At 59.7% G+C, this 12,369-nt stretch carries 17 protein-coding genes; 12 read left to right on the plus strand and 5 right to left on the minus strand.

Annotated elements, in window-relative coordinates; translation table 11 throughout:
• Window positions 1-196: 196 nt before the first annotated feature.
• The 5 genes from HX866_RS12855 to HX866_RS12875 all read right to left on the minus strand — a co-directional run bounded on the left by HX866_RS12855 (window position 197) and on the right by HX866_RS12875 (window position 4,111).
• Window positions 197-556 carry a PA0613 family protein gene (locus HX866_RS12855; protein ID WP_177139918.1) on the minus strand — a complete coding sequence of 120 codons (360 nt, stop codon included), beginning with the start codon at window positions 554-556 and terminating at the stop codon, window positions 197-199.
• Window positions 549-2,768: a VapE domain-containing protein gene (locus HX866_RS12860; protein WP_177139920.1), complete on the minus strand. Its 2,220-nt coding sequence runs from the start codon at window positions 2,766-2,768 to the stop codon at window positions 549-551. Before HX866_RS12860 ends, HX866_RS12855 begins: the two co-directional genes overlap by 8 nt.
• Window positions 2,758-2,985 (minus strand): TraR/DksA family transcriptional regulator, encoded by a 228-nt coding sequence (locus HX866_RS34330; RefSeq protein WP_177139921.1) that lies wholly within the window; start codon window positions 2,983-2,985, stop codon window positions 2,758-2,760. Before HX866_RS34330 ends, HX866_RS12860 begins: the two co-directional genes overlap by 11 nt.
• Window positions 2,978-3,496 (minus strand): phage regulatory CII family protein, encoded by a 519-nt coding sequence (locus HX866_RS34335; protein ID WP_177139923.1) that lies wholly within the window; start codon window positions 3,494-3,496, stop codon window positions 2,978-2,980. Before HX866_RS34335 ends, HX866_RS34330 begins: the two co-directional genes overlap by 8 nt.
• Window positions 3,497-3,829: 333 nt before the next feature.
• Complete coding sequence (locus HX866_RS12875; protein ID WP_177139925.1) at window positions 3,830-4,111, minus strand: transcriptional regulator; 282 nt, start codon at window positions 4,109-4,111, stop codon at window positions 3,830-3,832.
• Window positions 4,112-4,221: 110 nt separating this feature from the next.
• Between HX866_RS12875 and HX866_RS12880 the strand changes: the two genes are divergently transcribed.
• From HX866_RS12880 to HX866_RS12935, 12 genes are all read left to right on the plus strand, one after another.
• Complete coding sequence (locus HX866_RS12880) at window positions 4,222-5,001, plus strand: XRE family transcriptional regulator (protein WP_177139927.1); 780 nt, start codon at window positions 4,222-4,224, stop codon at window positions 4,999-5,001.
• A gap of 254 nt (window positions 5,002-5,255) precedes the next feature.
• Complete coding sequence (locus HX866_RS12885; RefSeq protein WP_177139929.1) at window positions 5,256-5,846, plus strand: hypothetical protein; 591 nt, start codon at window positions 5,256-5,258, stop codon at window positions 5,844-5,846.
• An 11-nt stretch (window positions 5,847-5,857) separates the two neighbouring features.
• Window positions 5,858-6,142, plus strand: coding sequence for a phage antirepressor KilAC domain-containing protein (locus HX866_RS12890; RefSeq protein ID WP_177139930.1), 285 nt, complete (start codon window positions 5,858-5,860; stop codon window positions 6,140-6,142).
• 140 nt (window positions 6,143-6,282) lie between these two features.
• Window positions 6,283-6,702 carry a hypothetical protein gene (locus HX866_RS12895; RefSeq protein ID WP_177139931.1) on the plus strand — a complete coding sequence of 140 codons (420 nt, stop codon included), beginning with the start codon at window positions 6,283-6,285 and terminating at the stop codon, window positions 6,700-6,702.
• Window positions 6,699-7,025 carry a pyocin activator PrtN family protein gene (locus HX866_RS12900; protein ID WP_177139932.1) on the plus strand — a complete coding sequence of 109 codons (327 nt, stop codon included), beginning with the start codon at window positions 6,699-6,701 and terminating at the stop codon, window positions 7,023-7,025. Before HX866_RS12895 ends, HX866_RS12900 begins: the two co-directional genes overlap by 4 nt.
• A 49-nt stretch (window positions 7,026-7,074) precedes the next feature.
• A complete protein-coding gene (locus HX866_RS12905; RefSeq protein ID WP_177139933.1) occupies window positions 7,075-7,491 on the plus strand; it encodes a hypothetical protein in 417 nt (138 codons plus the stop codon).
• Window positions 7,488-7,709 (plus strand): hypothetical protein, encoded by a 222-nt coding sequence (locus tag HX866_RS12910; protein WP_177139934.1) that lies wholly within the window; start codon window positions 7,488-7,490, stop codon window positions 7,707-7,709. Before HX866_RS12905 ends, HX866_RS12910 begins: the two co-directional genes overlap by 4 nt.
• Window positions 7,709-8,251 (plus strand): phosphohydrolase, encoded by a 543-nt coding sequence (locus tag HX866_RS12915; RefSeq protein ID WP_177139935.1) that lies wholly within the window; start codon window positions 7,709-7,711, stop codon window positions 8,249-8,251. Before HX866_RS12910 ends, HX866_RS12915 begins: the two co-directional genes overlap by 1 nt.
• Window positions 8,248-9,357, plus strand: coding sequence for a hypothetical protein (locus HX866_RS12920; RefSeq protein WP_177139936.1), 1,110 nt, complete (start codon window positions 8,248-8,250; stop codon window positions 9,355-9,357). The genes HX866_RS12915 and HX866_RS12920 overlap by 4 nt, the downstream gene beginning before the upstream one ends.
• The gene (locus HX866_RS12925; RefSeq protein ID WP_177139937.1) at window positions 9,354-11,114 is read left to right on the plus strand and encodes a DNA cytosine methyltransferase; all 1,761 of its coding nucleotides are present in this window, start codon (window positions 9,354-9,356) and stop codon (window positions 11,112-11,114) included. The genes HX866_RS12920 and HX866_RS12925 overlap by 4 nt, the downstream gene beginning before the upstream one ends.
• On the plus strand, window positions 11,111-12,100 hold the full coding sequence (locus HX866_RS12930; protein WP_177139938.1) for a phosphoadenosine phosphosulfate reductase domain-containing protein: 990 nt from the start codon (window positions 11,111-11,113) through the stop codon (window positions 12,098-12,100). The genes HX866_RS12925 and HX866_RS12930 overlap by 4 nt, the downstream gene beginning before the upstream one ends.
• Window positions 12,097-12,369 carry a hypothetical protein gene (locus HX866_RS12935; RefSeq protein WP_177139939.1) on the plus strand — a complete coding sequence of 91 codons (273 nt, stop codon included), beginning with the start codon at window positions 12,097-12,099 and terminating at the stop codon, window positions 12,367-12,369. The genes HX866_RS12930 and HX866_RS12935 overlap by 4 nt, the downstream gene beginning before the upstream one ends.

A 12,369-nucleotide genomic window follows, 5' to 3' on the forward strand; every position in this document is an offset into this window, starting at 1 on the left:
GAGAGAAAATCAAAAGCACGCATGCGCGCCACGGGCGCGTACCTGCTCCCGCTGCGCTCATGTGTGCATGACGTGTGTGAAGGTTGGACGGTAGGACAAGCCAACAACGACGCGGCCCGCGCTTGTCCTGCTGCATGAAATTGCAGTGGGACAAGGCGAGCCAGTAGGACAGCAACAGACGGAGCCAGGGCAAGGATCAAGCAGCAATCCCCATCAGCATCCCGTAAATGCAAAGGTGCGCTTCATGCAGGCGCTGGTAGTAGGTGTCGCGCCCGCAGCCACAATGGGCATACCGCAACGACATGTTCGTGTCGTGGTTGAGGTAGTGCTCGCGAACAACGGTCGCCAACGACGCGTCCAGCCACTTGGTCACGATCAACTCGATGTCCAGCGACCCTTCCAGTGGAGCACGGAATGCACGCGTGCCGCGAATCAACTGACCATTGTTCTCCATCATCATGGCGACCATGTTGCCGCCAGCGAGCCCGCCCTTAGTGAAGTTACTGTGCAGCTCCTCTGCCCACATCCGCAGGCGTGCATCGATCTCCTTAATCATCGAAACACGGCTCCTCGAATTTCACCTGCACCAGGTCCGACTTCCTGCCCCACTCGACAGGTTTCTTGTAAGCCCACGGGCGAACGCCACTCTTGGCCAGCGCCGGTTGCCGCACCTTGCGCCATCCAAGACGATGCATAATCGCGCCGACACGCATTTGCTCCGGCTTGCCCCAGTGGCCGAAGTCCAGCTTCAGAGCGCCGGACAAGATCTCGCTACCGGTCGCGGTCTCGCCGATCTGGGACTCTTCAAGCCATTGCAGAATCGGACCTTCCCACTCATCCACCACGAACCGCTCTTCCTGCTCCTCGGCGAACAACGGCGCTTCGTCGCGGTTGACCCACCAGATATCGCCGGACTGATAGCAGTACATCGCCTCAGCCCAGAGCTGGTCGCGGATCTCCCGCAATTGGTCCAGATCGACCTTGGTACAGGCCACCGGCCAATAACGCCGGTTACCCGTGGCGTCCTTGAGGTACTCGTCCTGGTTGGTCGTCCCCCCGAACACACACTGGCGTGGCACGTCCATCGTTCTGCGGCCGTAGCTCTCGCGGTAGGTGTCGGTCGACGCCGAGAAGAACTGCTTGGCCTTGGTGGACTCGGCCTTGTTGAAACTGTCCAGTTCCCCTAGCTCGACGATCCACTTACCACGAATCGCCTGAAAGGCGTCCTTGTCACCCAGGGCAAAAGGCGTGTCCATAAACCATGCACCGCCGAGAATGCCCAGCGCCGTGGACTTACCCGCACCCTGCGCCCCCTCAAGGATCATCACCGAGTCGGCCTTGCAGCCCGGCTGCATCACCCGCCCCACCGCCGAGACCATCCAACGCTTGCCGACCTTCGAGCTGTAGTCAGTCAGAGCCACGCCCATGATGTCGGTCAGCCAACTTCCGAGCCGTGGCACGCGGTCCCACTCCAGGCCATTGAGGAAGTCGCGCACCGGGTGGAACGCATGGTTGTGCGCCACCACACTGACCGCCTCGATCACGCTACTGGCCTTGACCCGAAGGTTGTACTGCTGCGCGAGCCACTTCATGACCTGCACGTCGTCGATGTCCGCCCAGTCGCCGACGCCGCCACCGTATGGGGCAGCCCGCAACTTGACGATCTTGGAACTAAACACACTGAAGCCGATGACGCCCGACCAGCGCTCGTCGTTGTCGAGGATCAGCTCAACGTTCTGCATGTGGGCAATGAGCATTCCGTTTTCGGTGCGGGCCAATTGATCCTTCCAGCCACCTGCAGCAGGCGGCTTGACCACCGCGAGCACCTGGCGGCGGACAGCCTCCAATCCCTCGGCGCAATGCAGGTCGTTAAAATCGGTCCATTTGACCTCACGCTCACCGGAGAAGATCGGCGCGACAACCTGACCGCCGACCACCGTCGCCGCGTTATTGGCCTTCTCTTCACCAGGGTTCCAGGGCTCGCCGTTGGGGCGCTTGGTCTTCCAGTCATCGTCCCGGCAAAGAATGATCGGGCGACCCGGAAAGCGCTCGCGCATGGCCTTGGAGACCACCATCAGGTTGCCCGCATCAAAGGCGATGGCGACCGCCATAGAGGTCGCCATATGCAGGCTTGAGCCGGTCGCGAAGCCTTCACACACCAGCACCGGCTCACCGGGTTCAGGGTGCGGGCCGATCAGGTGAAAGGCGCCTTCCTTCGACATCCCGGCGGGCCAGTATGATTTGTCGCGGCCGGTGCTTTCCTGTTTTTCCGGGAAGATCACCTGCAAGCCGACGATCTGGTCGCGCACATTGCTCATCGGCACCAACACGGCACCGGTACGCGGGGCATAACGAACGCCGAAACCGACAATCTGTTTTCGATCCAGATAGGCGCTACGGCCCTTCTCAGGCATCCGCTTGAACATGCCGGACGCACGATTGGCCGCTCGACGTGCCGCATTGACAGCGATCTCGGCAGCCTTTCGCTTGGCCTCTTCCTGCCGGGCCTTCATGACCTCGCGCTCTTCAGCGCTCATCTTGCCGGCCTTGACCTTGATCTTCTGCGACTCGCCCGAGCGCCAATCACCGAAGCTACCGAAGATCAGCGTGTCGCCTTTCTCGGTGCGGTGTTCGTGGACCACGTACCAGCCGTTTTTTTCCTTGCCCTTGTCCTGAGTGGTCTTGCACCGGGTGAGCTTGCCGAAGGTCAGCGGCTGCTCTGGCTCCAGGCCATAGTCGGAGAACTGATTCAGGACCTCATCGAGCATGGCGAGCCTCCACAACCTCGTCGAAGGCCTGGCAGGCCACACATTGAGTGCAACCCCGAATCGCCAGACGACGGCCCTCAGGGATAGGGTCATTGCAACCCTCGCAGAAGAGGAACGAATGAGCGGCAATATCTGGCTTGCTGGCGTTGCGGGCAGCCAGCGCCTGATCAAGCCGCTCCTGCACCAGGTCATTTGCAAAATCAGCAATATCAGCCACGGTCGATACCCCGCGTGGTCTGGTTGACGTAGGTGGCACGGTTGAACATTGCCAACAGCCCCTGGATACCTCGGAACACCTGCAACCGGATGGCTGCCAGTTCCTGATCAGACACGACCCCATCACCGATGCTTTGTGCCCAGGTGTCGGCCAGATCGGCGACCTGACGGAAATAGCCGGCTATGCCAGTCGTTAGCGTCTCGGGCATGTCACTGGTGTAGGTCTCAGCCAATTCCTGCCAAACCGTATCCCCTACCAACGCGTGCACAGCATCGAGAATGCGGCGATCCTTGGTCAGTTCCAGTATCTCGCCGAACTCTTGAATGTTGACGGTGTGACTGGGATGGGTCGGAGACAGCTTGTGCTGCAGAGTGGTGGGGTTTCTGCCGGTGGTGGCGGCGATTGCTGCGGCGCCGCCGGGATAGTCCCGTGCAGCATGGTAAAGAGCGAGATCGAGCGACAGGACTTCCCGCTTTGCTCGGTCAACGCAACTCAGAGCGATTCGGCTCATGGCATTAATCCTTATAAGTTGCCAGTGCCGCGCGACATGTAGTGGTGATACATTTGCCGCGTGGCTTGAAAGGGCCCAAAAGCCGGCGAGATCTTCAGGATCAACACCGGCACCGTGCCGAGGCGAACGATCCGTCGCTCGCCCCTGGCGCAACAGCTGCCTTATCTGTGGTGGAGACGGCAGCAACCCAAGGCATCCGTGCCTTGGAAACGCGGTAAAAGCCGGCGGTTTAGCATGTGGTGTGCTCGCCTACCTTTATCGCGGCCCGACACCGCTGTGGTGGTGCGTGTCGGGGGAAACTGGGCGGCCAATTGGTCGCCTTTTTTCTAAGTTTTACGCAGCAACAGCCTGAAAAGCTGGGGCCGGAAAGAGATCAGGCAAGTCAGGACGCAGCTCATGCGCCAAGACTTCACCGCCAGAGGCACGTACTACAGCGTGAACGCGCTCGGTAGGAACACGACCGGCCTTAAGCCATTTCCAGACATGGGGCTGTTTGACGTTGCAACGGCGAGCAAGCTCAGACTGGTTGTCGTCGCAAGCCTTCAAAGCCCTCAGCAGGGCTTCAAGCGGGGCAGAAGGTATTGCATTGCTGGCCCTTAAATCGTTTGTAGCCATCTGTTTTACCTCAGAATGAGATGTCTGGGGCGCAGATTATAACCTAAGGTGTAATCAGTCAACACCCTAGGTGATTGGACACCTTATAACCTTAGTTGTAGCCTCTACCTATGAACTATCCAGACAAGTCCGAACTACCTACCCTGGCTGATCGCCTGATCTATGCCATGGGTCAACGCAACCTAGTGCAGGAAGATCTCGGCACCTTGGTTGGCTGCTCGCAAACCAGCATTCAGAAACTGACCTCGGGCAAGTCCAGGACAAGCAAGTTCCTACCTCAGATTGCCCGGGTTCTGCGGATAGATATTGACTGGCTTGAGCTGGGGATCCTCCCGAACGCAGAAGCCTCTACAGTCAACTATCGAGTGCAGCCTCGAGATGGGACCCCCTTCATCCTCGGCGAGCTATCAACCTGGGATGACTCAACACCACTAGATGACGACGAGGTTGAATTGCCGCTGTACAAGGAAGTAGAGATTGCCTCAGGGACGGGCCGGACAGCCGTTCAGATCGCCTCAGGGCGCAAGGTACGCTTTTCGAGCTACACCCTTCGCATGGCAGGAGTCGATCCAGCAAACGCAGCCTGTGCGACCAATACCGGCAACTCCAACCACCCGCTGATCCTTGATCGCGCCACCCTCGGGGTCGACAAGGGCATGACCAGGATCATCGATGGTCAGTTGTATGCGATTGACCATGACGGCCTTCTTCGCATCAAGTTCTTGTATCGCCTTCCCGGTGGTGCCTTGCGCTTCCGCAGCTTCAACCGGGAGGAGTACGGTGATGAGGACTACAACCTGGATGCAATCATGGAAAACCGCATCCAGATTATTGGCCGCGTGTTCTGGTGGTCGACACTGAACCCAGCGAATTCACCACCTCTGCTATAAAATTAAACCCTAGGTTATTGCCACGAATTAAAACCTAGGTTATTTTCGCCTCACTCTTCCACCACAGAGCGAGGCAACATCATGCACACCACTGCATCCCTGCACGTCCACCCGGCCGCTGCTAATCCACACCACATCTTCGAGGTAAGGCGCCTGGCCCGTCAGTACGGCTGCGCCTTCATCGCGAACAAACCCAAGCCAAAGGCCTCTGTCGTGCCCGCCCCTTTCGACCCTAACGATGGGGGCCAGGCAGCATGAGAAAGTTCAAGATCGATAACCGGACCCTGAGCCTGCTCAGCGCCCAGGTCAACCTGAGCGAAACCTTTCTGCACGTTCTTCGCTCCACACCTCAGCGTCAGGCCCTGGCGTTCCGCTTGAAGGTAGAGCGCAACAAATCGGACACCGCGTTCACCGTCGAACTGGGCAGCGAACGCCACTCGCTGACCCTGCCGAACGGCAAGAAAACCCATCTCAAACTGGCTGACTTCATTGAAGAGATTGCCAACGGCCCAGCTCACCAGTGTGATGCTGCCTTGGAACCGCACATTCCCCACGCGGATCGGCGATACGCCACGTTTGATTCGGACCACATGCACCAGGTGCTCGAGTTGGTTCGTACCGGCGGCACCCTGAGCCTGGATCTCGGCTTCGATTTGCCGGTCCAGGTTGCCATCCACCGTAATCACACACGCACGGCCGTCACCACCATCATGAGCATCGGCGTCAAACGCCCTCACACCAAGTGTTTCACCGCATGTGGCACAGATGTGCAGATGTTCGAAAAGATCGCTGAATCCATCCGTCACCTTGCAGCAGCGGCTACACCTGCCGCGCATGCGGCTTGAGGACGACGATCATGGAACGCAACCTCGAAAAGACCGCCAAGTACTTCGGCCTCACCCGCCCCAAGCTGATCAAGCTGATGCGTGAAAAAGGCCTGCTCACCGACCGCAATCTGCCGGCCTTCCCAGTCCGTGACCGCGAGTACCTGCGTGTCAAGGACAGCAACTGGTACCACAACGAGCTGGGCATGCAGTACAGCCAGTCGACCAAGGTCCGGCAAGCCGGCATTGCCTGGCTGGCTAACCAGCTCGGGCTCGATCTTCCTGCCATCCCGGCAGACAACCGTGACGTGGCCTAGGGAGTACGCCCGCCAGATCATCGCCCTCCCCACTCGCAAGGAGCGCAATGCCGCGCTCCTTGAAGTGCCGGAGCATCTGCGCGAGCTGACCAAACGCCACTGCCTGAACTTCTGGAACCACCCGAAACGGAGAAAGGACCATGGACCACAACCTGATCGATCAGCAGATCCTCGCCCTACTGCGCACCCCCATTGATCAACGCACACCGGAATGCCTCGCAGAAGCCCTGCAGCGCATCGCCGAGGCGACTGAGCCAAATGAGCCGGGGCCAATCGCTGCCTTGCCGGGCCAGACCAACCCGACCTCGATCCAGCGAGAACAACTCAAGCTAGCCGCCATTGCCAGCCTCCTAAAACAGGAGTCGAACTACAGAGCCAGCTCTACCCAGCTCAACATCAGCGAATACAACTCAGACCGATACCAGACATTGACGATCTTGCTGACAACCCACGAAAGCAGCTCAGACGACAGCTTCATGATCGGCAGCGGCAGTACGGCCGAGGGTGCTCTGAGAGATCTTCATACAGTGAAAAAGACCCGGACGGAACTTGTCGCATGAAGGATGCCAACCAGAACCCGTTACGGCTTATGCCAGCACCGGAAACGGCCACCGTCGAGCTGCTCTATCGCACCTTTGGTGACGTGCTTATCCCCCTGGAAAAGCTGCGCGTGCAGTACTTCCGCAACCTCAACGAGCAGTCGTTCGCGGCCGAGATCAGCAGCGGCCGGATTCAGTTGCCCGTGACCACGCTGGACAGCAGCCGCAAGGCACCGAAGTACGCACATATCAAGCATGTCGCCGCACTGATCGACATCCGCGCCTACAGGGCGGATGAGGACCACGCCAAGCTGCAGACCGACTCACCCGAGCAAGACCAGTAACCCAAACGGCTGCCACCACCAGCCAATGAAACTACTAGGAGCACACCACATGACCGCAATTCAGATTTGCGCACTGACCGCCCTCATCCTTTGTGTCGGCCTCACCTATTGGGGCGGCTATCGCGGCGGCCGAAGCGATGGCCACTTCGAGGGTATCGACGAGGGCAAAGCCATTCAGCAGGCCGATAACTCGGAGGCGATCCGCGAGCTGCAGCTGCTGCTAGAACAGGCCAAAAGCAATCACAAATCACTTTACCAACACTATAAGCGCGCTCTGGCCGCATCGAAATTCGGGCAAGACGAACGCCAGGCACTGCTCGCAATCGCCGACCAACTGAAACTGGCCGCTGAAACCTTCAGGGTACTTTCTGCCCCTGGCTCGACCAAGACAGCGCTTGAGCTGCGAGACAAGGCTCAGACCATGGCAGCGCTGCTGGAACCTATCGTGCAGGAGACGGCAGCATGAAACGGTCCCCCATGATGCTGCGCCTCACCCCACAAGCAGCTGGTGAACTGCAACAGCAGCACACCAATGCCACCACAAAACTGCGTGACCTGACCCGGCACCGCAAAGAGTTCGACCGTCAACTGAAAGAGCTGGTCGGCTACGAGGCCCTGCGCAAACTGCACAAGGACACCGACAACGCTTTGCTGCTGGCCGACCTGCGCAAGGAGGCCGCGTGATGAGCCAGATACTCACCCGTACCGGCCAGCAGTTCGACGTGCTCCGACCTGAAACCGGCCAGATTGACCCACGGGATATTTCCCACGCACTGGCGCACCTGTGCCGGTTCAACGGCCACACCCACGAGTTCTACAGCGTGGCCCAACACAGCTGCATGGTCGCCGACCTGGTGCCCGAGGAGCACAAACTGGCCGCCCTGCTCCACGATGCCACCGAGGCCTACATCGGCGACATGGTGCGACCGATCAAGGAGGTCATGGCTGCTTACCAGCAAATGGAGCATGTGCTTTGGCTCCAGATATGCGTGCGCTTTGGCCTCGGCCCGCTGTTACCGGAGTCGGTACAACACGCAGACCTGATCGCACTGGCCACCGAACGCCGAGACCTAATGCCCCCCGACCCGGCCATCTGGGATGTCTTGATCGGCATCGAACCCATAGCTGAAACCATCCGTCCCTGGTCCGCGACCGAAGCTCGGCTCACCTACCACCAGCGCCTGATGGATCAACTTGCTATCGAACACCGGAGAAAAGCGGTATGACGCACTCACAGGACAACACCCAGACCCAGACCGCTTTGCTCCGCAACGACAACGGGATCGACACGCCCGTAAAAAACAGTCTCTGCTGCGCAGCAGCAGGCATTATTGCCTCTACCCGCGCCACCACCGAGGCGCTTATACCCCACGAAAAGCTGCGCGAGGCAGCAACCCCTGAAGCCACGCTGAACGCTCAGAATCGCCCGCTCGCGCAGCCTGTCGTGGGGTGTATGCACCCTTCAAGCCACGCGAATCCATTCCCTGAATCGACAGCAGGCCGGAAGTATTGGCCCGCCGATCTGACCGACGTCCAGCCCCGCGAATGGGCCACCATGTCACCGCGCCACGTTGCCGAATTTGCCGGCATGACGGAGGTGTGGCTGCTGCTAGATGCTGCCCAGAAGCACATTGCCGAGCTGACACTGAGCAAGGGCGTCCAGCAGGCCAAGAGCGATCTCCTTGCCAGCCAACTCGCCCCTGATCGTTTCATTTTCACCGAGCAGGGCGGTATGGAAGAGCACGATCTGGGCGAGTGGGTTGCCCATGGCGCATTCGACCACGTTCGGGGCGAATTGACGGAGCAGATCGCCAAGCAGGCACTGGACAAGCAGCACCTGCAGGCCAAGGTCGACGCACTCCAGGCAAGACTGGACAAAGCCGACCTGGCACTGGACGACAAGAACAAGGAAATCCGGGCTATTCATGCAATGACAGGGAGCGAGAGGATGATCGCCAAGATAGGCGATGCCCGGAGCCAGGCGGATGATCTTCTGGCTGCTGCAGGTTTCAATCCTGGGCCATGGTTCGACGACGAACACCGCAACCTTGTCCTCAGCGATATCAGCGGCCTACGCCCTGCGATGGCCGCAGCTAGGACTGAGGCGGAAAAGGAAAATTCAGCAGTACTGGATCTCGAGATCAAGAACTCTGACCTACAAGAACATCTCTCTCAACGCAGCCTGCTACTTAAGCGACTCCTCGACGCCGCCACAGATGTTCACCCGCACATCGATGGTCAGGCCCGCCGAAAACGTTTTTTTACTCAGATCCGGGCATTAACCAAGTTGCTGCAGGGTGACACAGTCCATGCCATGGCGGTGACGCTATGACTGCTTTCCGCAAACACAACCTCGCCGAGGCCATCTACTACGGGCAGATGTCCCTAAGTCTCCGGCAGTACCTGAATGTCGACCTCTTCGCGGGTGGCGGCGGAGCCTCGGAAGCCACGGAGCAAGCCACGGGTGAGAGCGTGGACATCGCCGTCAACCATGACGACGACGCCATCAGCATGCACATCGTCAACCACCCGCAAGCCACTCACTACCGCGAAGACATCCGCAAGGTAGAGCCTCGGGACGCAACCAAAGGCCGTCCCGTTGGGCGTCTTCACGCGAGCCCCGAATGCACACATCACAGCCAAGCAGCTGGCGGCCAGCCACGCAGTAAGGAAAGCAGGGCCCTGTCGTGGATGGTGATCAAGTGGTGTGGCCAGACCCTGCCGCTGATGCTCACCATGGAGAACGTGATGCAGATTCTCCAATGGGGACCGCTGATCGCCAAACGCTGCAAGGCGACCGGTCGCGTGATCCGCCTCGACGGGACCGTCGCAGCACCTGGTGAGTGCGTATCGGTGCAGGAACAGTTCCTGATCCCGGACCCCAAACGGAAGGGGCACACCTGGCGCCGCTTCCTGAAGATCCTGAGTGGCATGGGCTACAAATTCCATTATGACAAGCTGGTAGCGGCCGACTTCGGCGCGGCCACCACCCGTGCACGCCTGTTCTTCATCGCCCGCAAGGACGGCGTCCAGCTCAACTGGCCAGAGGCCTCCCACGCCAAAGTGCCAGGGCCTGGACAACTGCCGTGGGAGCCTATCGCTAGCTGCATTGACTGGAACCTACCTTGCCCCTCCATCTTCCTCGACACCGAGGAAGGCAAGGCAGCAAGCGTTCGCCGCCCGCTGAAGCCCAAGACTATGGAGCGCATCCGCAAGGGCATTCGTCGCTACCTGCTGGACCACCCCAACCCCTTCATCGTCAGTGTCAACCATGGTGGCAACGACTTCAGAGGGCAGTCGACTGACACACCGGCGGCGACGATCACGGGCGGCCAGGGGTTCGCGCTGGTACAACCCGTCGTGGCGCCGTTCATCACCGAGCACGCCAATGCAAGCAACCAGCGCAACATGCCGGCGGACGAGCCCGGGCGAACGATCTGCAGCGAGGTCAAAGGTGGCCACTTCGCCGTTGTGACGCCAACACTGGTGAACGCTGCCTACGTTGCACAACACAACGGGGGATACAACACCACTCTCGGCCGCCACCCGGAGGAGCCAGCGACTGCGCTGACCACCACCGGCAGCCAGCAGAACGTTGTGACCGCCAGCCTCGTGACCCTGCGTAACAACAGCATTGGTGAAGATCTTCGCGATCAAGCTCCTGCCATCACCGCCGGCGGGACACATCTGGCGCTGGTGGAGTGCACTCTATCTCCAAAGCATCAGGAAGGCGCAGAGCGCGTCGCCGCATTCCTGATGGGCTATTACGGCAGCGACAACACCTACGACGCCCGCGACCCGGCCGCCACCATCACCACCCGGGACCGCCTGGCGCTGGTGACGGTGACGATCAAGGGCAACCCATACGTGATCGTCGATATCGGCATGCGGATGCTCACCCCAGCCGAGCTGTACCACATCCAGGGTTTCCCACATGACTACAAGATAGATTTCGGGCACGACGGCCGTAAGTTCTCCAACAAGGCCAAAGTGAAAATGTGTGGCAATTCGGTCTCGCCGAAGCCCTATAGGGCACTGCTAGAGGCCAACCCACTGTTTCCCGAAGCCGAAATGCAGGAGGCAGCATGACCACCCATAACATCGTTAGCGTAAGCGGCGGTAAGGACAGTACGGCAACCCTGCTGGTCGCCATCGCCCTGGAAACACCAAACCTGCAGGCCGTCTTCGCGGACACCGGCAACGAGCATGAACAGACCTATCAGTATCTGGACTACCTGGAGCAGGCTACCGGCGTGCCCATCACCCGGGTTCGCGCCGACTTCACACGCCAGATCGCCGGCAAACGCAAGTTCATAGAAGCCAAGTGGCGCGAACAAGGCATTGACGAAGCCGTCGTGTTGGCCGCACTCGACGTGCTGCAACCGACCGGTAATCCGTTCCTCGACCTCTGCATCTGGAAAGGTCGATTCCCCTCCCGCAAGGCCCAGTTCTGCACCATGGAGCTGAAGCGCGATCCGATGCTGGAGCAGGTGGTCATGCCACTGATGGGCAAGAGCGACATGCTGGTCAGTTGGCAAGGCGTCCGGGCCGACGAATCACTGAACAGGCGCTACCTGCCTGAGTGCGACGAGGTTGGTGGAGGGCTGTTCAACTACAGGCCGATCCTGAAGTGGGATATCCCAGCGGTGTTCGAGGCCCATCGTTACATGGACATAAAGCCGAACCCACTGTACTCCCAGGGCATGGGCCGTGTGGGGTGCATGCCCTGCATCAACTGCCGTAAGGATGAGCTGCGCGAGATCGCCCTACGCTTCCCCGAAGTCATCGACCGGATTGACCGCTGGGAGCGACTGACGCAGCAAGCGAGCAAGAGCGGCGCAGCAACCTTCTTCGCGGGCTCCAATGCAAAACACCCAAGAGGCTCAATAGCCGGCCTACCCGCTATAGAGGTGATGGAAATAGCCAGCATCCGCCAAGCAGTGGAATGGTCGAAGACAGCCCGAGGCGGCATCCAGTACGACCTGATGATTGCCACTGATGCCACCGCTTGCTCCAGCGCCTACGGGCTCTGCGAGTCGGCCTGGGAGCCGGTGACCATTTCGGAGGCAGCATGAAAGCAGCCCTACCCAACCCTGAACTGGACGGTGTGAACCTCAGCGCAACAGTCAGCACCGGCTTCACCGCAACAGGCCCAATGGGCACAAAAGCCCGTATGGCCATCGTCGACGAGCAAGGCAACATCCTGGCTTCCGGCGACGACGTTGCCTGGGCAGCCTGGCGCGTGTGCGTCGAGGTACAGGAGAACTTCTGGGAGGGACAGGGACACCTGGTGGTTCATGCCAGCCCACCATGTCAAGGCCATAGCAAGAAGCTTGCAGCTTGA

The sequence above is a fragment of the Pseudomonas gingeri genome, from assembly GCF_013386165.1.
Taxonomy (GTDB): Bacteria; Pseudomonadota; Gammaproteobacteria; order Pseudomonadales; family Pseudomonadaceae; genus Aquipseudomonas; species Aquipseudomonas gingeri_C.